We start from the raw sequence: 24,293 nt of genomic DNA, 5'->3' as shown, positions 1-24,293 counted from the left end.
GGCGGTGCTGGCCGGTGCCGCGAAGCCGCGGCTGCGTCGGCCGGAGTACCTGTCAGCGCAATCCCCGGATGGGGCACCGGAGTTGTGCTTGAATCTGGATCGACGGCTGGCCGGGGTAAGGGGAGCTCATGTCTGGTGTGATCGCGGCCCTGGACACCTTGACGGCGGCCGCCACGGATGTGGCCGGTCTCGGTGCGGCTATCAATGCGGCCAATGCGGCAGCCGCGGTTTCGACCACCCGGCTGATGGCCGCTGCCGGTGATGAGGTGTCGGCCGCCATCGCGGCGTTGTTCTCCGACCATGCCCTGCAGTACCAGGCCGTGAGCGCTGAGGCGGTGGCGTTCCACGGCCGGTTCGTCCAGGCGCTGACCGGTGGCGTTCAGATGTATGCGGCCGCCGAGACCGCTAATACGGCGTCGTTGCAGACCCTCGGGCAAGACCTGCTGGGGATGGTCAACGCGCCCGCCGCCGCCGTGTTGGGGCGCCCCCTGATCGGCAACGGCACCAACGGTGCCCCGGGAAGCGGGGACGCCGGCGGACCCGGCGGGCTGTTGTTCGGCAACGGCGGCAACGGCGGATCGGGTTCGGCGGGGATGGCCGGGGGCGCCGGCGGGTCGGCCGGGCTGATCGGCAACGGCGGGGCTGGTGGTGCCGGAGGCGCGGGAGGGGCATTCATCGCGATCGGCGGAGTCGGTGGCGATGGCGGCGCCGCTAGCAGCGGAACCGGCGGAGTCGGCGGCGCCGGAGGCAACGCGGACGGCCTGATCGTCAGCCTCGGCGGAGCCGGCGGACACGGCGGCGATGCCACCACGGGAATCGGCGGTGCCGGCGGCGCCGGAGGCATGGCCACCGCTCGTATCCCCGCGGGGATCAATTTCAACGTCGGCGGTGCTGGCGGGCACGGGGGCGCCGGCGCTACGGGCGGTGCCGGAGGTGGCGGTGGTTCCGCTTATTCGGGCTATGTCGGAATCGCCTTCGGCCAAGGCGGCGCTGGAGGCATCGGCGGTGCGGCGAGCACGGGGGATGGCCGGGGCGGGCGGTAGCCCGGCGCGACCGCCGCGGCCGGCGGCGCTGGCGGTCTCGGCGGGACGGGCTTCGGGTTGATCGCGGCGGGCGGCGACGGTGGCGGCGCCGGCACCGGTGTCGGCAGCAACGGCGGTGACGGTGGTGGGGGCGGTGGCGCCCACGCAGTGCTGGCCGCCATTGCCGGATCCGGAGGTCAGGGTCAGGCCGGTACCAGTGGTTTCGGCGGGTTCGGTGGATCCGGTGGCAGTGCGGAGAGCCTGTTTTTCAGCATCGGTGGGGCCGGCGGCGCCGGCGGCGACGCTTCCACCGGCGGCGGTGGACTCGGCGGCAACGGCGGAGTGGCCGTCGCCCACAGCCCCATCGGGATCGACATCGGTATCGGTGGTGCCGGCGGGCACGGCGGTTCGGGTACTAGTGGCGCCGACGGCGGCGCGGGCGGCGTCAGCATTTCCGAGGGCATCTTTGCCATCGACGTGAACCTGGGCGGTGCGGGCGGCGACGGCGGCACGGCGACCACCGGGACCGCTGGGAGCGGCGGAAATGGTGGCTTCGTCGAGAATTTCGACTTCTTTGGGTTCGGTGTGGCCCATGGCGGCGACGGCGGCTCCGGTGGTGCGGCCTCCGGTGCCGGTGGAATCGGCGGGGCCGGCGGCAACGGTGGCTCGGGGACGACGCCGCTCTTCGGCGCCTACAGCGGCGGTGCCGGCGGAGACGGTGGAGCCGCCACCGGGACGGGTGGGGCGGGCGGCAACGGCGTTGCGGGCGGGGCCGCCAGTGGATTGGGGGTTGGCATCGGCGGTGCCGGCGGGCACGGTGGTGCGGCGCCCACCGGTAACGGCGGCAACGCCGGGTTGGTCATCAACGGTACTTACGAAGCGTCGCCGTACGGCAACGGCGGCAACGGCGGCAACGGCGTCAACGGCGGAAGCGGCGGCAAGGGCGGTAGCGCCGGCCAGGTTGGCGGCACACCGGGTCAAAACGGCCGAACGCGCCGTAGGTGTTGACCAGGTGCACGGGGTTGAACGACATGTTCATTCGCTGCCGGGGGGAGAGCATGTTGCGTGCCGGCCAGTAGCTGAGGACCAACACTGTTGCCGCGAAGATCAGCACGAGTGCGGCAAACCACGTTGGCGGCGGCGGCAGTGCGGCCCGCACGGGTATGGGTAGCACCTTGCGCGCGGCTGACTGCTCGATCGCGCTGCACGCCAGCAAGATCGTCAGCCAATTGAGCCAGGAGAAATTGCCCGACATCACCAACCACAGTTGGGTGACGATGATGATCACGGCCGCGATGCTGGCGATCGGTTGCGGAGCGAACAGTCCAAACGGCACCACGAGTTGAGCAAAGTGGTTGCCCGCCACCTCGATACGGTGCAGTGGTCGGGGCATGCGATGAAAGAACCAGCTCAGCGGTCCCGGCATCGGCTGTGTCTCGTGGTGGTAGTACAGGCAGGTCAGGTTGCGCCAGCATGCGTCACCGCGCATTTTGATCAGTCCGGCGCCGAATTCGACCCGAAACAGCAGCCAGCGCACCAGCCACAGCATCACCAGCGGTGGGGCAACCCGGTCATTGCCGAGGAAGACCACCAGGAAGCCGGTTTCCAACAGCAATGATTCCCAGCCGAACCCGTACCAGACCTGACCCACATTGACGATCGACAAATACAGCACCCACAGCGTCAGCCACATCAGCATTGCGCCCCACAGCGGCACCAGGTCGGCGGTCCCGCCGACCACCGCCGCCGACAGTGCTGCGCCCAACCAACAGACTCCGGCGCAAAGCCGGTCAGAATAGCGGAAGTGAAATACGCTCGGCGTCCTCCAAAAGGACCGGTGGGCCAGATACCTCGGCACCGGCAGCATGCCGTGCTCGCCGATGAGGGCCCGGAACTGCAGTGCCGAGGCGACAAACGCGGTGAGATAGACGGCCGCAACGCCACGTTCGAGCACGAGGCGGCCCAGCCAGTATTCGGATGCCGAAAACCATTCCATGGCAGTACTCCTCAGCCGGTGACAGCCCTAGAAGCCCATAACAAGTCAAAGCGTGCTTGCCCGAGTGCCCCCGGCACGTCGGTCCAACAGATCAATCATGTCTGTTGCTCCAGGCGGTTTCGCGCTACCACTCTCCCCGCGCGCCGAGCACATCACACAGCACATCCGCGCGATCGGTGATGATTCCGTCCACGCCGATGTCGAACAGCGCGTGCATCATGGCCGGGTCATCGATGGTCCAGGCATGAACCTGCCGCCGCGATGCGTGAACCGACCGCACCAGTGCCGGGGTGATGACGGGCAGGCCGCCGAATCGCGCGGGCAGCTGTAGGCAGTCACTGTCGCGCAGCATCCGCATCGCCGATGCCCGTCGACCGGCCGTTCGCGCGGCCATGAACCCCAGGAATGCCCCCATGCCGGCCGCGCTGGCGACCCGCTGGGACATCAGACGCAGCGCGCGTTGGCGACGGCGTTCGGAGAACGACGCGATCAGCACTCGGCGATGTGCCTGCAACCGCTCGATGACCTCGACCGTCGGCTCGACCGCCGAATCGGCTTTGATGTCGATATTGAACCGCATCTGCGGCAGCGCCACGAGCAGCTCCTCGAGGGTCGGGATCGGTTCTCCGCCCCCTAGGTCCGCGGTGCTGACCTCCGGCCAGGTCAACTGGTCGACCGCGCCGGCCACTCCCGATTCGGGTGCCAGCTTGCGGTCATGCTGGATCACTGCGACGCCGTCGCGGGTGGCCCGAACATCTGTCTCGATGTACCGGAACCCGATCTTGGCCGCCTCGTGGAACGCTCCCATGCTGTTCATGGGAAACCTGAACGAGGTGAATCCTCGGTGCGCCATGGCAATCCGCCGCGCATCGCGAAGGAATTCCACCTCCTGCGGGTGAGCATCTCCGCCCATCGGCTAAGTATCTCCCATGCGGCGGCGGCAGCCAACGGCATGATCGGCGGCCGCGGTGTTGCCAGACTCATCTCGGGGCCAGCGCATGTGGGGTGCGACCCCTTTGCTAGGTTTCATCATCCGCGTCGTTTGATCGTTGATGGAGGGGAACGTGAACAGCGCTGAACACATTGGCTTGAAATTGGGGCGCCGGCGATTACTAGAGCTTGGCGCCGGGACTCTCGGGCTGGGTGCGCTGGCTTCCAACGCGCCGGGCAACGCGACAACCGACCCGCCGCCGGAGGGCTACGAAGCGTTGCTGCTGATGTGTATCGACCCCCGCTTCGTGCACCCCACCAACGAGTACATGGTGCAGCGCGGTCTGCTCAACCGGTACAGCCAGTTTGCGTTGGCCGGGGCCGCCGCCGGAGCCGTTTCCCAACATTGGGAGTCGTGGCACAACACCTTCTGGGATAACCTCGCGGCCTCGATCGAGCTGCACTCGATTGACGGAGTGATTGCGGTCAATCACCGCGATTGCGGCGCCGTGCAGATCGCTTACGGCGAGGATTCGATCTCCACGCCGGAAATCGAGACCGCCACCCACGAACGAATCCTCGGCACTTTTCGGCAGGAAGCGCTCAGGCGCCATCCGGGTATCGATGTGGAGACCTGGTTGATGGCACTTGATGGCACGGTCCAGAAGATCGGCCCGTAGCGCTCACTTTTCCCCACGCGTAAGGCCTGGCGCCACCGTGGCCGCCACCAACGCGGCGATCGAAATTAGTGCCAGCAGTTGCACGATCGCGGAATGGCCGGCATAGCCGTCCACCGAGCGCCAGGGGTGACGGGATAGCGCCGCGCCGGCCAAGATCAGCCCACCCGCACTGGTTGCGATGGTGAGTCGGTCACGCAGGCGCTCCCGTCGGCGCAAGGCGTAACAGACACCGAGGGCGGCTCCCACCAGCACCGCTCCGAGGGGCCCGGCAATCAGCGCACCGGCCGCCAGGGCCGCGACCGCGGCCGCCCACCCGGTTGTCCATGGCCGCGCCGGTGGGTCGTCCGGACCGCGTCGGCGCGCCCGCCACAGGACGAGCAGAACCAATACGGGCAGCAAGGACAACCCGATCGCCAGGCCGGCGCGGTACAGCGAGTTGGCGGCAAAGCTCAGTGTGATGGTGCCCGGGTCTCCGGCGGGTACCACCCAACCCTGCTGCCATCCGTTGACCGCGACGGGTGTCAGCTGGGCTCCGGCGCCGGTGCGGGCCACCCAGCCCGGATTGATGCTTTCCGGGATGACCAGCACCCGGGGGGTTTGTGATGCGGGGGCCCGCACCTCGCGACGAGTCGCACTCCAGGCGCCGGTCTCCGCGGGTACCGCCGCGGCGCCGGGTAATTCGCCAGCCGCCGGCGGCGTCAGCTGGGCGCCGTCGACGACGAACTGGGTGCCGGGGCTGATCAACAGCTCTTGCTGGCCGGGCGGCAGCGCAATCGGCTCGGGCTCGCATGGCTGCGCCTGAATCGGTTCGTCGTCCAACAGTGCGCCGACCGTGGTTCGCACCGACATGTGCACGAAACGGCCGGCCACCGCGATGACCGGGCCATGGTCACAGCCGATCCTGACCTCGCGCGCGCGGTTGTGTGCGGCATCGGCAGGCGCGATTGGGCGACCGCCCGCACCCAGCACTACCAGCTCGGCCAGCCCGGGGGGCTTGAGCTGGTCGAAGCCCAGAGCGTTGCGGTCGATGACGTCTTCCCAGTCGAGCAGGCTGACGGTGACGGTGCCGGTGACGCGCGGATGCAACGAGACGGTCTGCGGCCCGCCGTCGGGGCTCAGGCTCCGGATCTGCGGACCGTCGCCCAAGTTGATGGCCACCATCGTCGGATGGGCGGGCAGTGCCGACCGGCTGGGAGCCACCCGCAGCCCGGTCACCTCGGTGGGCCGCGGCAGGGTGAGCGTCAGCGTCGGCGGCGTTTTGCGCTGTACCACCCGCTGCGGCGCCGTCCACGAGGTTGCCCGATCGCCATCGGTGGCCGCATACGCCGAGCCGAGGACTTCCAGACCGTCGGAATCGCCGCGGGCGCGGGTGGTGTCCGGTTGGGCGATCAGATCGGCCAGCTTTGGGCCCTGACGTGGTCGCACCCAGACCGTCGGGGTCACCGTCATCGGGTGCGGCACCGTCAGCGTGCGGCTCAGATTGACCGGCTCTTCCGGCGCCAGAGCCATCGACGCCGCACAGCGCATCGTGTCCGGTGCCGGGGCGCAACCCGGCCGGCCCAACAGTTCCGATCCCAGGTCCCAGCGTGCGATTTCCGCGCCCGGTGGGGGCCCCGGTACCAAAACGGTATGGCGCAACTGGACCGAGTGTGCGAATCCGGATGCGTCGTATTGGGTGATCGTCAGGTCGGTGATGCCGAACTGCACCCCGGGGGATCCGTCATCGGTACCGGCCGCGGTGATCCGCACCCACGGAGTCTCCCCGTAGGGCAGCGCCGCGGTCAGGGGCTTTCCCGCGTCGTCGAACCGCAGGGTGGTGCTGCCGTTGACGGTCTCGACCAGGATGCGGCGCACCTGGGCGCCGACGGCGGTCGGGCTGGGCGTCAATGTGATGACGGCGTTGGTCACCGGATGGTCGAAGTCCACCTGCAGCCACTGCCCGACCGCGGCTTGAAGCGCGTTGGACACCCACGCGGTCGCCGGGTCGCCGTCGACCGCGGCCGCCACCGAGGCCCCCGGGGCGACGTCGGGCATGGCGGTGGAGTCCGACGACGAACTCGAAACGGTGATGCGGCCGCCGGTCCACCCCCCGTAAACCACCTCGGCGCCGGGTACCGGATAGTCGGGTACCCGGTTGTAGGTATGCCGGGCGTCGCCCGGGGCCCGGACCGCCGAGGAGTGCTGATCGACCCGGCCATAGTCGGTTTCCCGTGCGACCGGAGTGTCGGTGACCGTGACGACGGGGACCGGCAGCTGCGCGGCCCGAGCATCCTGGGTCAGCAGCACCGGGCCCAGCGCCGTCTGCCCCAAGAGCCGTCGGCGTTCGTCGAGGCGCAGCAGCACCTCGGGGCCGCCATCAACGCGCGGCAGCGACGCGGTGTCGGCGAAATACGGTGCGCCCGGATTGCCGGCGCCACCCACCTGGTCGATCACCCGGAATATCTCGATGGCGGAATACCGGGGCCGCAGTCCGCTGTCGTTGACGAAACCCGCCAGCGAACCCGGCCCCACCGGTTCCCCGAACTCGGCCACCTTCTGCAGTCGCGGTGATCCCGTGATGGCGCGATGCGCCAGGATCGGACGGGCCGACCGGGATGATTCGGGATCCAAGTCGTTGCGTAGCACCAGATATGAGATTCCCTGGCGGGCAAGGCTATCGGCCAGCCCCACCGAGGGGCGTCCGGACGCGATCAGGCGCTGCACCGAATCCAGGGCGCGGATGGTTTGCGGCGGGGTCAGCGGAATGGAGTCGCGCACACCCCATGGACTCGCGCCCAAAACCTGCAGCACTTCGTCATGGCTGGTGCCCCAGACCTGGGTGGCGAACGGCGCGCCCGGGACCACCAGCACCCGCCCCGGCGCCGGAGCGCCGGTGTTGTGCTCGCTGAGCCAGTCGGCGGCCTGGTGCCAGTACGCAGGTATCGCGGTGAACGTGCCGGGCGGGGTGAGCCGGCCCGTCCATGCCAGCGAGGTGCTGACCAGCAGCGCCGTCAGCGCGACGATTCCCGCCGCGACCCGTTTGTCCCGTTCGGGGTGGGCGAATGCGCCCAGCCACACCGGCTTCGGTGCGCTGCCGGGCAGCGGAATGCGCCCCAGCAGCTCCGCGAGGCCCAGCACCAGTGGCAGCCGAATCACCGGCCCCAACTTGTGCACGTTGCGCAGCGGTGTGCCCTCGGCGTCGAGAAACGCCTGGACTTGATGGGCGAGTGGCGAACCCAGGCCACCGCTATAACCGACGGCCAGCAGGACCACCCCCACCGGCAGCATCGTCACCAGCCGGCCCCGGGCCGGCATCTCCCGGCTCGCCAGACCGGCCAGTCCCGCGGCCGCCACCAGGCAGGTCCCCAGTATCGCGACGGACCCGGTCACCAGCGGTGCGCCGGCGGTGGCGTTGGGCGCCACGAACGGAGTCCAGCTGTCGGTGCCGCGCAGCATCTCGACCAGCGAAGACCACTGGGTCGTCACACCGGAGGATTCGATGAAGTCCAAGAACGGCGGGCTGACACCACGCAGTTGGGTCAATGCGACCAGCCACCACAGCGTCGCCAGGAGCAGCGCCAACATGAACCATGCGGTGTAGCGCCACCACCGCCGATTGGGCCGATGGCAGGCCAGCCAGATCATCGCGGGTAGACAACCCGCCAACGTCGCGATGGCATTCACCGCGCCCATCAACGCGACCGCCAACCCGGCCTGGGCGGCCAGCGTTCGTAGTGGTCGCTCCGATGTCGCCCGCAGGGCCAAGATCGTGGGCAGCAGCACCCAAGGCGCCAGCATCATCGGCAGGGTTTCCGACGAGATCGAGCCCAGGGTGGTCAGCACCCGGGGCGACAGCGCGAATGCCGCGGCCGCGATGATGCGCGAGGTCGGGCTACCGATGCCCAGCGCCTCGGCAACCCGCAGCAACCCCCAGAAACCGATTGTCAGCAGCAGCGCCCACCACAGCCGTTGGGTAATCCACCCGGGTAGCTGCAGCAGGTGTCCGACCAGGAAGAACGTGCCGTGCGGAAACATGTAGCCGTAGGCCTGGTTCTGGGATTGGCCGAACGGGAGTTCGCTGTTCCACAGGCTGGTTGCGCGGGCCAGGAACCGCAGCGGATTGGCGGTGAGATCGAGCTTGGTGTCGGGGGAGACGCGCCCGGGGGATTGGGCGAATGTCAGCGCCAACGAGACGGCTGCCACCAGCAGCAGCCATCGGCGCGAAAGCGGTGTGACCGGCGGGCGAGCTGCCGTTTGTGCAGCTCCGGCCTCGGGGGCCTGCGCCGCCGGACTAGCTACGGTTGCCGTACTCGACCCGGTTGAGCACTGACGACGACGGATCGCCCCCGGGAAGTGGCGGTTTCGTGTCCTGCTGCACCATCACGGTGATCCCGAAGATTGCGGCCGCGCCCAGCAACAGACCAACCACCACGCTCGCGGCGGCAGGCGCGACGATCCGGTTCATCGAATGGCTCCTTGAGGCGTGGGGTCGTGGCTAGAAAAACCTAGCCGTCAACCTAGCAGAACAAGCGCTCATGGCTGCCGGGAGCGATCGGCCGGGCGTTGTTGACTGTTCAAACACGTCGTCTCACCGCATGGGGGTGGGCAGTAGTCATGCAGGCAACGGTCCCCGTACTCCACGATGGTGGGCGCTGCGGGATCCGACGGCACATCGGTGGAGACCGTGCTGCCGCTGTGCACCACGAGGGTTAGGCCAACGGTGGCCGCCGCACCGATCGACAGGCCGGCCGCGATGCTGGCCGCCGCGGCCAGGGTGAACCCGGGCATACAGCTCGTCCCTCTAGCCCCACTTCGGTACGGGGTCGGTCGACAACGTAACAGGGGTTGCCCCCCGGGCCCGCGATGAAACACAGCGTGACAGCATGTCCGGATGGCTTTTCCGCGCACACTGGCGGTACTTGCCGCCGCGTCAGCGCTGGTGGCGGCCTGCAGCCACGGCGGAACACGCACCGGATCCTCCTCGACCACGACCTCGGCGGGCGCTAGCCCGTCAGCCACCAGCTCGACCCCGATGGCCGCTGCGGCCCCCCGGATTTGTGCTGACCCCGCGGCCGTGCCGGCGGCGATGCCCAACGTTCGAGACAAACTGGCCCAGTTGCTCATGGTCGGCGTCCGCGATGGCGATGACGCCAGGGCCGTGGTCACCAACTACCGCGTGGGCGGGATCCTCATCGGTAGCGACACCGATTTGTCGATCTTGACCAACGGTGTGCTGAAGGACATCGTTGCCGGCTCCGGCCCGCTGCCGGTGGCGGTGAGCGTCGACGAAGAAGGCGGCCGGGTGTCCCGGCTGAAGTCATTGCTCGGAGGCCGGGGGCCCTCGGCGCGGGAGCTGGCCCGCACCGACACCGTCGACCAGGTCTACGACGTGGCGCTGCAGCGGGGCCGCAAGATGAAGGAGCTGGGCATCACCGTTGACCTGGCGCCGGTGGTTGATGTCACCGATGCCCCGGACGACACCGTGATCGGGGACCGGTCGTTTGGTTCTAACCCGGAGACGGTCACCGAATATGCCGGTGCCTACGCGCGCGGCTTGCGCGACGCCGGGCTGTTGCCGGTGCTCAAACACTTCCCCGGGCACGGGCGTGCCTCGGGTGATTCGCACACCGGCGGGGTCGTTACGCCGCCGCTGAGTGACTTGCAGGACAGCGATCTGGTGCCCTATCGGACGCTGGTGACCCAAACCCCGGTGGCGGTGATGCTCGGCCACCTCCAGGTCCCGGGTCTGACCGGCGACGAGCCGGCCAGCCTCAGCAAGAACGCGGTGGAGCTGCTGCGTAACGGCACCGGTTATGGCGGACCGCCGTTCGATGGCCCGATCTTCAGTGACGACCTATCCAGCATGGCCGCGATCTCCGACCGCTACGGCGTGACCGAGGCGGTGCTGCGCAGCTTGCAGGCCGGTACCGACATCGCATTGTGGGTAAGTACTGAAGAGGTGCCCGCCGTGCTGGATCGGTTGGAACAGGCGCTGGCCGCCGGTGAGCTGCAGATGTCGGCGGTCGACGCATCATTGGTCCGGGTGGCGCGGATGAAGAACGTCAGCGCCAGCTGTGGGCACTAGCGGGTGTGCGGCGAGGCGGTATTGCCTACTCTAGGGTCAGATAGACCGGCTAGTGAGGCCAAGAAAGGGCCAAAAAGGGGATAGCAATGGCAGGTGGCACCAAGCGGCTACCGCGCGCCATCCGTGAGCAGCAGATGCTTGATGCGGCCGTGCAGATGTTCTCGGCCAACGGGTACCACGAGACCTCGATGGACACGATTGCCGCCGCGGCGCAGATCTCCAAGCCGATGCTCTACCTGTACTACGGCTCGAAGGAAGATTTGTTCGGCGCCTGTCTGAACCGTGAGATGAGCCGGTTCATCGATGCGGTGCGCGCCGACATCGACTTGAGTCAGAGCCCCAAGGACCTGTTGCGCAACGCCATCGTGTCCTTCCTGCGCTATATCGACCAAAACCAGGCGTCGTGGATCGTGATGTACACCCAGGCGGTCAGCTCACAGGCCTTCGCTCAGACGGTGCGGGAGGGGCGCGACCAGATCGTCGAACTGGTGGCCGGGATGCTGCGCGCCGGCACCCGGAGCCCGCGCTCCGACGCCGAAATCGACATGATGGCGGCCGCCCTGGTGGGCGCGGGCGAGGCCGTGGCCAACCGGCTCAGCGCTGGTGACACCGATGTCGACGAGGCGGCCGAGATGATGATCGATCTCTTCTGGCGCGGCCTCAAGGGCGCGCCGTCGGATCGGGAGATCGGCTCGAACTTCGCCGCGGGCTAGATTCGGGCGGTGACCATATTGCCCGCCTCCTTCTCGGGCCGCTTCGCGTCCGTCCTCAGGCGAGCATCCCGGCCCGATGTCGACTTCTTCTGTGCGGTAGTCATTGTCGGGCTGCTGGCCGGGGTCGCCGGATTGTCCACCACCGTGGTGCTGCGCTTCGTCGAACACCTCACCTACCACTACGCTTTCGGCTCCCTGCTGGAAGGCATCACTGGCAGCAGCCCCGTTCGCCGGGCCCTGGGGCCGATGGTTGGGGGAGCGTTGGCGGGCCTGGGCTGGTGGTTACTGCGCCGCAGAACCGATGTGCCGCCGCTGACGGGAACCATCGCCGATCACGCCCGGATACCGCGGCGGACCTGGAGCATCGGTGCGCTGCTGCAAGTTGTGTTGGTCGGCTCGGGTGCTTCGCTGGGCCGAGAGGGCGCCCCACGTCAATTCGCAGCGGCGTTAAGCGATTTCGCGACTACGTGGTTGAGGCGGCTGTCACCCGGAGATCGAGAGATTCTGCTGGCCGGGGCCGGGGCCGGGGCCGGGGCCGGGGCCGGGGCCGGGGCCGGGGCGGGGGCCGGGCTGGGGGCGGTCTATGCCGTCCCGTTGGCAGGGGCGCTTTTCGCGCTGCGGATCATGTTGAACACCTGGAATATCCGGGCCCTCGGTGCGGCGCTGATCACGTCCAGCCTGGCCGTCGCGATCGGTTCGCTCGTCACCCACGATCGGCCCGAACTCGATTGGCCCAGTGCGGAATCAACGTATCTACTGAGTGCACATGCGTTGGCGTTGGCCCCGGTGGCCTTCGTGGTGGGTGTGGCCTTCAATCGCATCATGGCCGCGGCGCGGCCGGCCAGCCTGGTGCGGTCCTGGACGTTGATCCCCGGCCTCGCCGCCGCCGGGCTGGCGATCGGCATCGGTTCGCATTGGTGGCCGGAGCTACCCGGCAACGGCAAGAGCATCCTCACGGTCAGCCTTGCCAGCGGGATGGCGCTGTCGGCCGCGGCCGTGATCTTGGTGCTCAAACCGCTGCTCACCGCGCTGTTCTTGCGGGTCGGGGGAGCGGGCGGCATGCTCACGCCGTCGTTGGCCACCGGCGCCGCCGCCGGATCATTGCTGGTCCTGGCAATCGACGCGGTCTCCGGAACCCACCTGCATGGGCCGGTGATCTCGCTGGCCGCTGCCGCCGGAGTGCCCGCGGTCACTCAGGGCTCACCCATCTGGGCGGCGATCTTCGTCTGGGAGCTGGCCCGGCCACCGATTTGGATGCTGGTGGTCTTTCTGGTCACCGCGGTGGGCGCCCACGGGCTCAAGACGCTCGTGCTGGGGCGTCGACTGCCCCTGCGCGACCACCGGGCGGGCTGAGCCCCACCGCCCTAGAGCGGCTTAATGGTCGCGGTCAGGTGCGGGTAGCCCTTGGACATGTTGCGCAACGCAATTTCCCAGCCGGGGTCGGCCGCGTCGGCCTCGTCGATATAGAGGCCCGCGGTGGCCGGCAGCAACACCGGCTTTCCGAGCCGGACCGAATACCGCACCGCATCCGGGATCTTGGCTTCGATGTTCACCAATACCGCTGCAGCGCTGAACATCCCGTGCGCAATAACGGTAGGGAAGCCAAACAGTTTCGCCGCGATCGAATTGGTGTGGATCGGGTTGTGATCGCCGCCGACCGCCGCGTAGCGGCGGATTTGGGCAGGCGTGATCCGCAGCACCGCTGCCGGCGGCGGCAGCTTGGGCTGCTTCTGCGGCGGCGGCTTGGGTTCGCCGGACAGGCTCGTGCGTTGCTGGTGCAGGAACGTCGTCACCTGATGCCAGGCGAGTTCGTTGCCGACGTTGATGTCGGTGACCAGGTCGACCATCAGGCCCTTGCGGTGCTCTCGCAGGTTCTCGGCGTGCACCTTGACACCGACGGTGTCGGTCACCGCGATCGGCCGGTACTGCGTGATGTGGTTCTCGGTGTGCACCGATCCCATTGCGGCAAAGGGAAAGTCAAACCCGGTGACCAGTGCCATCACCGATGGAAAGGCCAGCACGAACGGGTAGGTCAGCGGCACGTTGTTGCGGTACCGCAAGCCGGTGACCGCCGCATAGGCCGCCACGTTGGTGTGGTCGATGGGAAGTTCCTCGACGCTGACCGTGCGGTTGGGCAGCGCGTCCCCACGCGGCACCACGGGCAATGCCCCTGCCGCCGCGCGCAGCATGTTTTTCAGGCCGCTTGGCTGGTTCACTTTGATTCCCCTTCGCGGTCAGGCGCCGATCATGGCCTGGCCGCAGACGCGAATGACGTTTCCGGTCACTGCGTTTGATGCCGGGCTGGCGAAATACGCGATGGCTTCGGCGACATCGACGGGCTGTCCACCCTGCAGCAAGGAGTTCAGCCGGCGTCCCACCTCGCGGGTGGCCAGCGGAATGGCGGCAGTCATCTTGGTCTCGATGAATCCCGGCGCGACGGCGTTGATCGTGATGTCCTTCTCGGCCAGGCTCGGTGCCAGCGCCTGAGCGATGCCGATCATGCCGGCCTTGGTGGCGCCGTAGTTGGTCTGCCCACGGTTGCCCGCGATTCCGGCGATCGAGGACAGCCCGACCACCCGGCCACCCGCACCGATGCTGCCATTGCCGACCAGGCCCTCGGTGAGGCGCAGCGGGGCGAGCAGATTGACGGCGATGACCGAGTCCCAGCGGGCGTCGTCCATGTTGGCCAGCAACTTGTCTCGGGTGATGCCGGCGTTGTTGACCAGGATGTCGGCCTTCCCGCCGTGGTGGTCGCGTAGATGCTCGGTGATCTTGTCCACGGCGTCGTCGGCGGTCACGTCCAGCCACAGCGGGGTGCCGCCGACGCTGGCGGCCGTCTCGGCCAGCGCGTCTGCGGCGGACTCCACGTCGATCGCGACGACGCTGGCGCCGTCACGGGCGAACACCTCGGCGATCGTCTGCCCGATGCCGCGGGCGGCGCCGGTCACGATGGCGACCTTGCCCTCTAGCGGCCGGTCCCAGTCGGCCGGCGGTGTGGAGTCGGCCGCGCCGACGTAGAAGACCTGGCCGTCGACATATGCCGACTTCGCCGACAAGATGAACCGCACGGTCGATTCCAGCCCGGTGGCGGCCGGTTTGGCCTCCGGCGACAGGTAGACCAGCGCCGCGGTGCTGCCCCGGCGCGATTCCTTGGCCAGCGACCGGGTGAAGCCCTCCAGCGCCCGCTGCGCGATCCGCTCATGACTGTTGTCGATGGCGTCGGGTGTGGTGCCCACCACCACCACCCTCGCGGAGGCGCCCAGATTGCGCAGGACGGGCTTGAAGAAGTCGTGCAGCCCTTTGAGTCCGGCCGGGTCGGTAATGCCGGTAGCGTCGAAAACAAGGCCGCCGAACGAGTCGGCCCAGCGCCCGCCCAGGTTATTGCTCACCTGGTCGTAGTCCTTGGCGAGGGCGGCGCGCAGCGGCTCGGCCACCCGGCCCTCACCCCCGATCAGCAGCGAACCGGCCAGCGGCGGGTCCCCCGGGCGATAACGGCGCAGCGTCTCGGCTTGCGGAACACCAAGTTGCTTGGCCACAAACGTTCCGGGGCCGGAGTTGACGACCTGCGAGAACAGATCGGACGAGAGCCGGGGTGCCACTGAGCTGCCTTCCGTGTCGGGTGTGCGATGTAGGAGCCACCGTATCGAGGACGAACTTACTTCAGAGTAAGAACAGTGGGTAGTATGGCCCCCGACTGCCGATCCCCCAAAACCCAAAGCTCAAGTACATACGTACATACCGAGAGCTCAAGTACCTACGGAGAGAAAAGTGGCCCCTGCTGCTGAGAAGAATGCCCAGACCAAGCGGCGAGTCGCCGTCCTGGGGGGTAATCGAATCCCCTTCGCCCGGTCCGACGGCGCTTACGCCGAAGCGTCCAACCAGGACATGTTCACCGCGGCGCTGGCCGGGCTGGTGGACCGGTTTGACCTGCGCGGGCAACGGCTGGGCGCCGTCGTCGGTGGTGCCGTGCTCAAGCACAGCCGCGACTTCAACCTGATGCGCGAATGCGTGTTGGGATCAGAGCTGTCCCCGTACACCGCGGCGTGTGACCTGCAGCAAGCCTGCGGGACCGGCCTGCAGGCCGCGATCGCTGCCGCTGACGGGATCGCCGCCGGACGTTATGAGGTTGCGGCGGCCGGCGGCGTGGACACCACCTCGGACCCGCCGATCGGGCTGGGTGAGGACCTGCGCCGCACCCTGCTGCGGCTGCGTCGGGCCAAGTCCAACGTGCACAGGCTGCGCCTGGTGGGTGGGCTGCCGGCCAATCTGGGAGTCGAGATCCCGGCCAACAGCGAGCCCCGGACCGGGCTGTCGATGGGCGATCACGCCGCCATCACCGCCAAGCAGATGGGTATCAAACGCGTTGACCAGGACGAACTGGCTGCGGCCAGTCATCGCAACATGGCCGACGCCTACGACCGCGGATTCTTCGACGACCTGGTGACGCCATTCTTGGGGCTGTACCGCGACGACAACCTGCGCCCCAACTCGAGCGTCGAGAAGCTCGCCTCGCTGCGCCCGGTATTCGGCGTCAAGGCCGGCGACGCCACCATGACGGCGGGCAACTCGACTCCGCTGACCGACGGTGCCTCGGTTGCGTTGCTGTCCAGCGAGCAATGGGCGCAGGAGCATTCGTTGTCGCCGCTGGCCTACCTCGTGGACGCCGAGACGGCCGCGGTGGACTACGTCAACGGCAACGACGGTCTGTTGATGGCGCCCACCTACGCCGTGCCGCGATTGCTGGCCCGCAACGGGTTGACGCTGCAAGATTTCGACTTCTACGAGATCCACGAGGCCTTCGCCTCGGTGGTGTTGGCGCACCTGCAGGCATGGGAGTCCGAGGAGTACTGCAAGCAGCGCCTGGGACTGGACGCCGCGCTTGGTTCGATCGACCGGTCCAAGCTCAACGTCAACGGTTCATCGTTGGCCGCCGGGCACCCGTTCGCGGCGACTGGTGGACGGATACTGGCGCAGACCGCCAAGCAGCTGGCCGAGAAGAAGGCCGAGCGCAAGGGATCGGCCCAGCCCGTGCGCGCGCTGATCTCGATCTGCGCTGCCGGCGGTCAGGGCGTGGCCGCAATCCTGGAGGCCTGAACCCCCAGTTGACGCCGGCCGCGCGGCGGAACTTCGGTGCCCGCGGTTTGTAACCCCATCTGATGGGTATCTAACTGATTGGAAAGCCCCGTATTGTGGTCTGACCCCCGACCCCGACCGCAACGCGGGGCAATCCGTTAGATCGACCGCCGGTCATCGGTATTGACGGGCGTACGAAAAGGGCCGCCGCTGGAACGAGGGGAGCCAGCGGCGGTCTTTTTGGTTGAGAAAAAAGTTGAGCCCCCGTTCCTGGAACGGGGGCTCAACTGTTGATCGGGGCGCTCTAGAAGGCGGCTTCGTCGAGCTCCATGATGTCGTTGTCCAGCGTGTCGATCACCTCGCGGGTGCTGGTCAGCAGGGGCAAGAAGTTCTTGGCGAAGAACGACGCCACCGCCACCTTGCCCTCGTAGAACGACCGCTCGTCGCCGGTGGCGCCCGCGTCGAGTGCCGCGACGGCCACCGCTGCCTGACGCTGCAGCAACCAGGCGATGACCAGGTCGCCGACACTCATCAGGAAGCGCACCGAACCCAGGCCGACCTTGTAGAGGCTGTTGATGTCCTGCTGCGCGGCCATCAAGTAGCCGGTCAGGGTGGCTGCCATTGCCTGCACGTCGGTGAGCGCCTTGGCCAGCAGTGCGCGTTCGGTCTTCAAACGGCCGTTGCCGGTCTCGCTGTCGACGAACTCTTGGATCTGGCCGGAAACGTGGGCCAGCGCCACACCCTTGTCGCGGACGATCTTGCGGAAGAAGAAGTCCTGAGCCTGGATGGCGGTGGTGCCTTCGTACAGGGAGTCGATCTTGGCGTCCCGGATGTACTGCTCGATCGGGTAGTCCTGCAGGAAGCCGGACCCACCGAGGGTCTGCAGGCTCTCGGTGAGCTTGGCGTACGCCTGCTCGGAGCCGACACCCTTGACCACCGGCAGCAGCAGGTCGTTGATCTTGACCGCCAGCTTGGCGTCCACACCGTGCGCGGCCTCGGCGACCGCGGCGTCCTGGAAGGTGGCGGTGTAGAGGTACAGCGCACGCAGGCCCTCGGCGTATGCCTTCTGGGTCATCAGCGAACGACGCACGTCGGGGTGATGGGTGATGGTGACCCGGGGTGCCGTCTTGTCGGTCATCTGGGTCAGGTCGGCGCCTTGTACGCGGGACTTGGCGTACTCAAGTGCGTTGAGGTAGCCGGTCGACAGCGTGGCGATCGCCTTGGTGCCGACCATCATGCGGGCCTGCTCGATGACCTCGAACATTTGCGCGATGCCCTCGTGTACCTCCCCGATCAGCCAGCCCTTGGCCGGCACGCCGTGCTGGCCAAGCGACAGCTCGCAGGTCGCGGATGCCTTCAGGCCCATCTTGTGCTCGACGTTGGTGACGAATACGCCGTTGCGCTCGCCCAGCTCGCCGGTCTCGAAGTCGAACAGGAACTTGGGCACGAAGAACAGCGACAGCCCCTTGGTGCCCGGACCGGCGCCCTCGGGGCGGGCCAGCACCAAGTGGAAGATGTTCTCGAACAGGTCGTCGGAGTCACCCGAGGTGATGAACCGCTTGACCCCGTCGATGTGCCAGAAACCGTCGGCCTGCTCGACGGCCTTGGTCCGCCCGGCGCCTACGTCCGAGCCGGCGTCCGGCTCGGTGAGCACCATCGTCGAACCCCAGCCGCGCTCGCTGGCCATCACGGCCCACTTCTTCTGCTCCTCGGTACCGAGGTGGTACATGATCTGGGCGAAGCCAGCGCCGCCGGAGTACATCCACACCGCCGGGTTGGCGCCGAGAAGGTGCTCGTGCAGCGCCCCCATCAGGGCCCGGGGCATCGGCATGCCGCCGAGTTCCTCGTCCAGGCCGGCCTTGTCCCAACCGGCTTCGATGACGGCACGCACCGAGTCCTTGAAAGACTCCGGCAGAGTCACCGTGTGGGTCTTCGGGTCGAAAACCGGCGGGTTGCGGTCACCCTCGATGAACGACGCGGCGACCGGGCCTTCGGCCAGCCGGCTGATCTCGGTCAGCATTTCGCGGGCGGTGTCGGTGTCCAGATCGCTGAACTGACCTTCGCCCAAAGCCTTGTCAACGCCCAGCACCTCGAAGAGGTTGAATACCTGGTCACGGACGTTGCTCTTGTAGTGGCTCACTACGGTCCTCCTCGTTGAAGAATGCCACATGATGGTTGGGTACTAGGTTCTAAGTTACCCACCAGTAACACTGGTAAAATATATCGGTTTGATACTTGTTCGCAAGTTGATGTGAGCTACATTGCACGACCAAACCAACCAACCGGTTGGGACCATGGTTTCCGATCCACCGGCGGTGTCCTCTAGCTGCGGTGATGGCGGCGGCATGGCGGATGTGGGGCGCGTCACCACGGGGTCGAATGGCGGATCTGCGGGCCAACCGGGCCTGCGTAATGGCCGCCGCGTGGCCGCCCACGCACTGCGTTTGTGCCATTTCCTCGGAGGCGGTGCGCGCGACCCGTTTATTGGTGTCGGTCAGCGATTCATGCCTAATTCGGCTCCCCCGATCGGGGCGGCGGGCTCAGTTGGGGGTGCGGACTCGCGCCGCCAGCTCTGGACAGCCCGATTGCCGGTCATCCCGATCTGGTCACTGCCCGCGGGCATCCGGCGAGTAGGGTCGGTGACCAGAAATTGTCCTCGGCTCAAGGGGCGCTTGAAGTCTGGTGAATCCACAGAGCAACCTGACACCATCGTCGCTGCGCGAAGCGTTTGGCCACTTTCCATCCGGTGTGGTAGCGATCGCCGCGGAGATCAATGGCGCGCGGGAAGGCCTCGCGGCCAGCACCTTTGTTCCCGTCTCGCTGGATCCGCCGCTGGTTTCTTTTTGTGTGCAGAACGTTTCGACGACCTGGCCCAAACTCAAAGGCGCACCCATGCTGGGTATCAGCGTGCTCGGCGAAGCTCATGACGAGGCGGCGCGCACGCTGGCCGCGAAGACGGGGGACCGCTTCGCCGGTTTGGAGACGGTGTGCAACGACAGCGGTGCCGTCTTCATCAAGGGCACCAGTTTGTGGCTGGAAAGCGCCATTGAGCAGCTGATTCCCGCCGGGGACCACACCATCGTGGTGTTGCGGGTCAGCGAGGTCACCGTGGACGCGCAGGTGGCGCCGATCGTATTTCACCGAAGTGTGTTTCGTCGCCTGGGCGTGTGACCAGTCGAACTTCTCGAACACGATCCGCCGTGTTCTGGTGGGGAATCACGGGTCTTGACCTGGCGGTGATGATCCGGCGCACCATTTTCGGGCCGGCGTAGCGCGCGGGGGTCGCTTTCTTTTCGTGCGGGTGCGGGTGTGGGGCGCCAAATTGTGGACACGAATGCCTGGCGCCGCGGCGGTACTAATTAGTACCCTGTTTTTTTGCGTTTCCGTGCAGGAGGTGCAGATGGGAATCGACCGCGACTTCGCCCACTCGATTCCTGGTGCCCCCGATACCGCAGATTCTGATGCTTTTGCGGCGATCATTGGTGGGGCTGAGGGCGTTGCCGGATTGATCGCGTCACCCATGCGCTGGAAGGGCCCCTCGGGCCATTCGTGCTGGTTTGCGAATGCGCCCGACGTGGGGGCGACCCGGGTGGCCGGCGGGTAGCAGAACGTGGTGGAAACATCGCGTCCGGAAGGACGCATCGATGGCCCGAGCAAGCGTGTTCTGTGGCTGGTCATCACGCAAAGTGGCTTCTACCGGACGGCACTTCAGCTTGGCAATGTCCCCATCGTTTTGCCGTTTGTGGTGGCCGAACTCCACGCGGAATTGTGGATGGCGGCACTAATTTTTCCCGCGTTCACAGCCGGAGCGGCAATTGGAAATATGCTCGCGCCCGCCGTGCTCGCCGCGGTCCCGAGACGCCGCCGATTGGTCATTATTGTGTTCGGGCTGACCGTCCTGGCCGCCGTCAATGCGATGGGCGCAACCATGGGCGACGGAAACGAAGCCGGATCGCTGTTCTTGGTGAATGTGCTCTTTATCGGGGCGGTGTCAGCCTTCTCCTTCGTGGCGTTCGCGGATTTGGTGGCAGCGATGCCGTCGGGAACCGATAGGGCGCAGGTGCTGCTCACCGAAGCCGGCGTCGGCGCGGCGTTGACGGCGATCGTCACCGTGGCGTTGTCCTTCGTGCCCCATGAAGACCACTTGACCAACAACATCCGCCTGCTGTGGACCGCCACTGCGGCGATGGCAATCTCCGGGCTGATTTGTCTGGGGTTGCCGCAGCGGATCGTCCCGCCCGTGCACAAGGCCCCGGGGCTGAACAAGGTCGTGCACGTCGGGCTGGCGGCCCTGCGTCGTGAAAGTTGGTATCGCCGCTACCTGGCAGTTCAGCTGCTGTTCGGATCGGTCGTGCTGGGGAGCTCGTTCTACAGCATCCGCGTTGCCGCAATACCCGGGGACGAGCACGACAACGTCGTCGTCTTGGTCTTGTTCGTCTGTGTCGGACTCGTGGGTGGGATACGGGTGTGGAATCGGATCCGCGAAAGATTCGGGCTGGTCGGCTTGTTTGCGGGCAGTGCGATTCTCAGCATCGCCGCGGCAGTGATCGCCATCGCGTTTCAGCTGGCCGGATCCTGGCCCAACCTGGTGGCCATCAGCCTGGTGATCGCATTGGCGTCAATCGCCAACCAAAGCGTGTTCACCGCGGGGCAACTGTGGATTGCCCACAATGCCGATCCCACGCTGAGAATCTCGTTGATCGCCTTCGGGCGACTTGTCATCAGCGCGGGCCTGGTGGGGTTGAGTTCGCTGCTAGGCATCCTCGCCCAGTTCCACGATGTGGTGTGGCCGGTGATGATCGTTCTGCTGCTCAATGTGGCGGCGGCCTACTCGGCCAAGCGGCTCGCTCCCGCCGACTAGGCCCGCATCGGCTACCCGATTTCTGTCCGCGGCCAATCCGCTACGGGCGGTCCCCGAGTTCGTCTCGGTAGCCCGCGATACGGCGCTCGATCTCCGCGGCGTCATCGTGGCGGCCCTGCTTGTGCGCGAGTTCAGCGCGGACGGTCAACTCGCGGATCGCGGTTCGGATGTCGCTAATGCTGGTCGTTTCTCGCATCACTGCGGGGTACCCGGCGCGGCCCCGGGCCTAACGCTAGGGCCGCCAAGTCAGCGTCGGAACAGCTTGTTGCCCAGCCACACGACCGGGTCGTACTTGCGGTCGACCACGCGCTCCTTCATCGGGATCAGCGCGTTGTCGGTGATCTTGATGTTTTCCGGGCATACCTCGGTGCAGCACTTGGTGATGTTGCAGTACCCCAGGCCATGCGCCTCTTGTGCCTCGTTGCGCCGGTCCCGAGTGTCGAGGGGATGCATTTCCAGTTCGGCGATGCGCATCAAGAACCGCGGACCGGCGAACGCCTTCTTGTTCTCCTCGTGGTCGCGGATCACGTGGCAGACGTTCTGGCACAGGAAGCACTCGATGCACTTGCGGAACTCCTGCGAGCGCGCGACGTCGACCTGGGCCATCCGGTACTCGCCCGGCTGCAGCTCCTCGGGAGGCGCGAAAGAGGGAATCTCGCGTGCCTTTTCGTAATTGAACGAGACATCGGTGACCAGGTCGCGAATCACCGGGAAGGTGCGCAGCGGCGTCACGGTGACGATCTCGTCTTCGGCGAAGGTCGACATTCGGGTCATGCACATCAGTCGCGGCTTGCCGTTGATCTCCGCCGAGCAGGATCCACACTTGCCGGCCTTGCAGTTCCAGCGCACCGCCAGGTCGGGCGTTTGGGTCTGCTGCAGACGGTGGATGACATCGAGCACCACTTCACCCTCGTTGACCTCGACGGTGAAGTCGCGCAGCTCGCCGTTGCTCTCGTCGCCGCGCCACACGCGCAAGCTCGCGTTGTAACCCATTACGTTCTCCGTCCTGGATGGTCGGCCAACTCTTCGGCGGTGTAGTACTTCTCCAGCTCGGAAATCTGGAAGAGGTCCAGCAGGTCCGGCCGCATTGGTACCTGCGGCTGGCGGGTGATGGTGATGTGGGAACCGTCGGTGGCTTCCTGGGCGGCCCGGCAGACCAACAAGACGTTGCGCCAGTTCGGGTCCATGCCGGGATGGTCGTCGCGGGTGTGCCCGCCCCGGCTCTCGGTGCGTTCCAGCGCGGCCCGAGCCACACACTCGCTGACGGTCAGCATGTTGCGCATGTCGATCGCGAGGTTCCAGCCCGGGTTGTACTGGCGGTGGCCTTCGACCTGCACATGCTCGTAGCGTGCCCACAGCTCCCGTAACAGGGTCAACGCCTTGCTGATCTCGTCGGCGTTGCGGATGATGCCGACCAGGTCGTTCATCAGGAACTGCAGGTCCATCTGCAGCGCGTACGGGTTTTCCGGAGCGGTGCCGTCGGTGGGCCCTTCGAACGGCGCCAGGGCCAGCCTGGCGGCGGCGTCGACGGACTCCGGTGAGACGGTCGGACGGCTGCTCAGCGCGCGCACGTAGTCGGCGGCGCCCAGGCCGGCCCGCCGACCGAAGACCAGCAGGTCGGACAGCGAGTTCCCGCCCAGCCGGTTGGAGCCGTGCATGCCGCCCGAGCACTCGCCGGCGGCGAACAGCCCGGGGACCGTGGCCGCGCCCGTGTCGGCGTCGACCTCGATGCCGCCCATCACGTAGTGGCAGGTCGGCCCGACTTCCATCGGCTCCTTGGTGATGTCGACCCCGGCCAGCTCCATGAACTGGTGATACATCGACGGCAGCCGGCGCTTGATCTCCTCGGGGGTCAGCCGCGACGCGATGTCGAGGTAGACGCCGCCGTGCGGGGTGCCCCGGCCCGCCTTGACCTCGGAGTTGATGGCGCGGGCCACCTCGTCTCGCGGCAACAGGTCAGGGGTGCGACGGGCCGAGTCGTTGTCTTTGAGCCACTGGTCGGCTTCTTCGGCGGTCTCCGCGTATTGGCCTTTGAACACCGGCGGGATGTAACCGAACATGAATCGATCGTCATCGGAGTTCTTGAGCACCCCGCCGTCACCGCGAACACCTTCGGTGACCAGGATCCCCTTCACACTGGGCGGCCACACCATGCCGGTCGGGTGGAACTGAACGAACTCCATGTTGATCAACGTCGCGCCGGCCCGCAGTGCCAGGGCATGCCCGTCGCCGGTGTACTCCCAGGAGTTGGACGTGACCTTGAAGGACTTGCCGATCCCGCCGGTGGCCATCACCACGGCGGGCGCCTCGAACAGGATGAAGCGGCCGCTTTCCCGCCAGTAGCCGAAGGCTCCGGCGATCCGCCCGCCGTTTTCGGGACCGTCTTTGAGTAGCTCGGTGATCGTGCATTCGGCGAACACCTTGATCCGAGCCTCATAGTCGCCGACCTCGGCGAAGTCCTCCTGCTGCAGCGACACGATCTTCTGCTGCATGGTGCGGATCAACTCCAGGCCGGTGCGGTCACCGACGTGGGCCAGCCGCGGATAGGTGTGCCCACCGAAGTTGCGCTGGCTGATCTTGCCGTCTTTGAGGCGGTCGAACAGCGCGCCGTAGGTTTCGAGCTCCCAGACCCGGTCCGGGGCTTCCTTGGCGTGCAGTTCGGCCATGCGCCAGTTGTTGAGGAACTTCCCGCCTCGCATGGTGTCGCCGAAGTGGGTTTTCCAGTTGTCTTTGGGGTTGCTGTTACCCATCGCGGCCGCGCAGCCACCCTCGGCCATCACCGTGTGGGCCTTGCCGAACAGCGATTTGCACACGACCGCGACTTTCAGGCCGCGCTCGCGTGCCTCGATGACCGCCCGCAGCCCCGCGCCGCCGGCACCGATCACGACAACGTCGTAGGAGTGCCGTTCGACCTCAACCATTGAAAACCTCGCTCAGCTATTTCTTGATAAATC

General features: G+C 66.9%; 18 protein-coding genes and 2 pseudogenes. 9 read left to right on the top strand and 11 right to left on the bottom strand.

What is annotated here, in order from left to right; translation table 11 throughout:
* Positions 1-128 precede the first annotated feature (128 nt).
* Positions 129-2,030 (top strand): annotated as a pseudogene (locus MMSP_RS29240) (PE family protein).
* On the opposite strand, the pseudogene MMSP_RS00500 reads toward MMSP_RS29240, so the two are convergent.
* Together MMSP_RS00500 and MMSP_RS00495 are read right to left on the bottom strand one after the other, a co-directional pair.
* A pseudogene (locus tag MMSP_RS00500) lies at positions 1,987-3,018 on the bottom strand (lipase maturation factor family protein); the annotation flags it as partial. The pseudogenes MMSP_RS29240 and MMSP_RS00500 sit on opposite strands and share 44 nt — an antisense overlap.
* A 124-nt stretch (positions 3,019-3,142) precedes the next feature.
* On the bottom strand, positions 3,143-3,904 hold the full coding sequence (locus tag MMSP_RS00495; RefSeq protein ID WP_181005676.1) for a glycerophosphodiester phosphodiesterase family protein: 762 nt from the start codon (positions 3,902-3,904) through the stop codon (positions 3,143-3,145).
* 178 nt (positions 3,905-4,082) lie between these two features.
* On the opposite strand from MMSP_RS00495, the gene MMSP_RS00490 reads away from it, so the two are divergent.
* On the top strand, positions 4,083-4,628 hold the full coding sequence (locus tag MMSP_RS00490) for a carbonic anhydrase (protein ID WP_020785020.1): 546 nt from the start codon (positions 4,083-4,085) through the stop codon (positions 4,626-4,628).
* Between the two features lie 3 nt (positions 4,629-4,631).
* Here the strand turns inward: MMSP_RS00490 and MMSP_RS00485 are convergent, their stop codons facing one another.
* The 3 genes from MMSP_RS00485 to MMSP_RS00480 form a co-directional block, all read right to left on the bottom strand.
* A complete protein-coding gene (locus MMSP_RS00485; RefSeq protein WP_200861961.1) occupies positions 4,632-8,819 on the bottom strand; it encodes an alpha-(1->3)-arabinofuranosyltransferase in 4,188 nt (1,395 codons plus the stop codon).
* Between the two features lie 79 nt (positions 8,820-8,898).
* Positions 8,899-9,072, bottom strand: coding sequence for a DUF2613 domain-containing protein (locus tag MMSP_RS25435; RefSeq protein WP_012392467.1), 174 nt, complete (start codon positions 9,070-9,072; stop codon positions 8,899-8,901).
* Positions 9,073-9,140: 68 nt separating this feature from the next.
* Complete coding sequence (locus MMSP_RS00480; protein WP_020785018.1) at positions 9,141-9,395, bottom strand: DUF2613 domain-containing protein; 255 nt, start codon at positions 9,393-9,395, stop codon at positions 9,141-9,143.
* Positions 9,396-9,498: 103 nt separating this feature from the next.
* Here MMSP_RS00480 and MMSP_RS00475 point away from each other — a divergent pair, with 103 nt between their 5' ends.
* The 3 genes from MMSP_RS00475 to MMSP_RS00465 all read left to right on the top strand — a co-directional run bounded on the left by MMSP_RS00475 (position 9,499) and on the right by MMSP_RS00465 (position 12,758).
* Positions 9,499-10,692, top strand: coding sequence for a glycoside hydrolase family 3 N-terminal domain-containing protein (locus MMSP_RS00475; RefSeq protein ID WP_020785017.1), 1,194 nt, complete (start codon positions 9,499-9,501; stop codon positions 10,690-10,692).
* An 86-nt stretch (positions 10,693-10,778) separates the two neighbouring features.
* The gene (locus tag MMSP_RS00470) at positions 10,779-11,405 is read left to right on the top strand and encodes a TetR/AcrR family transcriptional regulator (protein ID WP_020785016.1); all 627 of its coding nucleotides are present in this window, start codon (positions 10,779-10,781) and stop codon (positions 11,403-11,405) included.
* Between the two features lie 9 nt (positions 11,406-11,414).
* Complete coding sequence (locus tag MMSP_RS00465; protein ID WP_020785015.1) at positions 11,415-12,758, top strand: chloride channel protein; 1,344 nt, start codon at positions 11,415-11,417, stop codon at positions 12,756-12,758.
* A gap of 11 nt (positions 12,759-12,769) precedes the next feature.
* Here MMSP_RS00465 and MMSP_RS00460 read toward each other — a convergent pair whose 3' ends face one another.
* On the bottom strand, positions 12,770-13,621 hold the full coding sequence (locus tag MMSP_RS00460) for a MaoC/PaaZ C-terminal domain-containing protein (protein ID WP_020785014.1): 852 nt from the start codon (positions 13,619-13,621) through the stop codon (positions 12,770-12,772).
* An 18-nt stretch (positions 13,622-13,639) separates the two neighbouring features.
* Positions 13,640-15,004, bottom strand: coding sequence for a 3-oxoacyl-ACP reductase (locus MMSP_RS00455; protein ID WP_020785013.1), 1,365 nt, complete (start codon positions 15,002-15,004; stop codon positions 13,640-13,642).
* Positions 15,005-15,173: 169 nt separating this feature from the next.
* On the opposite strand from MMSP_RS00455, the gene MMSP_RS00450 reads away from it, so the two are divergent.
* Complete coding sequence (locus tag MMSP_RS00450) at positions 15,174-16,499, top strand: acetyl-CoA C-acetyltransferase (RefSeq protein ID WP_011739368.1); 1,326 nt, start codon at positions 15,174-15,176, stop codon at positions 16,497-16,499.
* Between the two features lie 283 nt (positions 16,500-16,782).
* Here MMSP_RS00450 and MMSP_RS00445 read toward each other — a convergent pair whose 3' ends face one another.
* Complete coding sequence (locus tag MMSP_RS00445) at positions 16,783-18,618, bottom strand: acyl-CoA dehydrogenase (protein ID WP_020785012.1); 1,836 nt, start codon at positions 18,616-18,618, stop codon at positions 16,783-16,785.
* 542 nt (positions 18,619-19,160) lie between these two features.
* Here MMSP_RS00445 and MMSP_RS00440 point away from each other — a divergent pair.
* From MMSP_RS00440 to MMSP_RS00430, 3 genes are all read left to right on the top strand, one after another.
* Positions 19,161-19,649, top strand: a complete 489-nt coding sequence (locus MMSP_RS00440) for a flavin reductase family protein (protein ID WP_012392475.1) — start codon at positions 19,161-19,163, stop codon at positions 19,647-19,649.
* Positions 19,650-19,878: 229 nt separating this feature from the next.
* Complete coding sequence (locus MMSP_RS00435) at positions 19,879-20,082, top strand: hypothetical protein (RefSeq protein WP_015354254.1); 204 nt, start codon at positions 19,879-19,881, stop codon at positions 20,080-20,082.
* A 6-nt stretch (positions 20,083-20,088) separates the two neighbouring features.
* Positions 20,089-21,339: a hypothetical protein gene (locus MMSP_RS00430; protein ID WP_012392477.1), complete on the top strand. Its 1,251-nt coding sequence runs from the start codon at positions 20,089-20,091 to the stop codon at positions 21,337-21,339.
* A gap of 40 nt (positions 21,340-21,379) precedes the next feature.
* Here MMSP_RS00430 and MMSP_RS27285 read toward each other — a convergent pair whose 3' ends face one another.
* Genes MMSP_RS27285 through MMSP_RS00420 form a run of 3 tightly spaced genes read right to left on the bottom strand, consistent with a single transcriptional unit; the run spans position 21,380 to position 24,260 of the window.
* Positions 21,380-21,535 (bottom strand): hypothetical protein, encoded by a 156-nt coding sequence (locus MMSP_RS27285; protein ID WP_015354256.1) that lies wholly within the window; start codon positions 21,533-21,535, stop codon positions 21,380-21,382.
* 50 nt (positions 21,536-21,585) lie between these two features.
* Positions 21,586-22,332, bottom strand: coding sequence for a succinate dehydrogenase/fumarate reductase iron-sulfur subunit (locus MMSP_RS00425; RefSeq protein WP_020785010.1), 747 nt, complete (start codon positions 22,330-22,332; stop codon positions 21,586-21,588).
* The gene (locus MMSP_RS00420) at positions 22,332-24,260 is read right to left on the bottom strand and encodes a fumarate reductase/succinate dehydrogenase flavoprotein subunit (protein ID WP_012392479.1); all 1,929 of its coding nucleotides are present in this window, start codon (positions 24,258-24,260) and stop codon (positions 22,332-22,334) included. The genes MMSP_RS00425 and MMSP_RS00420 overlap by 1 nt, the downstream gene beginning before the upstream one ends.
* Between the last annotated feature and the right edge of the window lie 33 nt (positions 24,261-24,293).

This window comes from Mycobacterium sp. 012931 (assembly GCF_000419295.1).
GTDB classification, from domain to species: Bacteria; Actinomycetota; Actinomycetes; order Mycobacteriales; family Mycobacteriaceae; genus Mycobacterium; species Mycobacterium marinum.
This window is presented reverse-complemented; position numbering and strand designations above follow the sequence as displayed.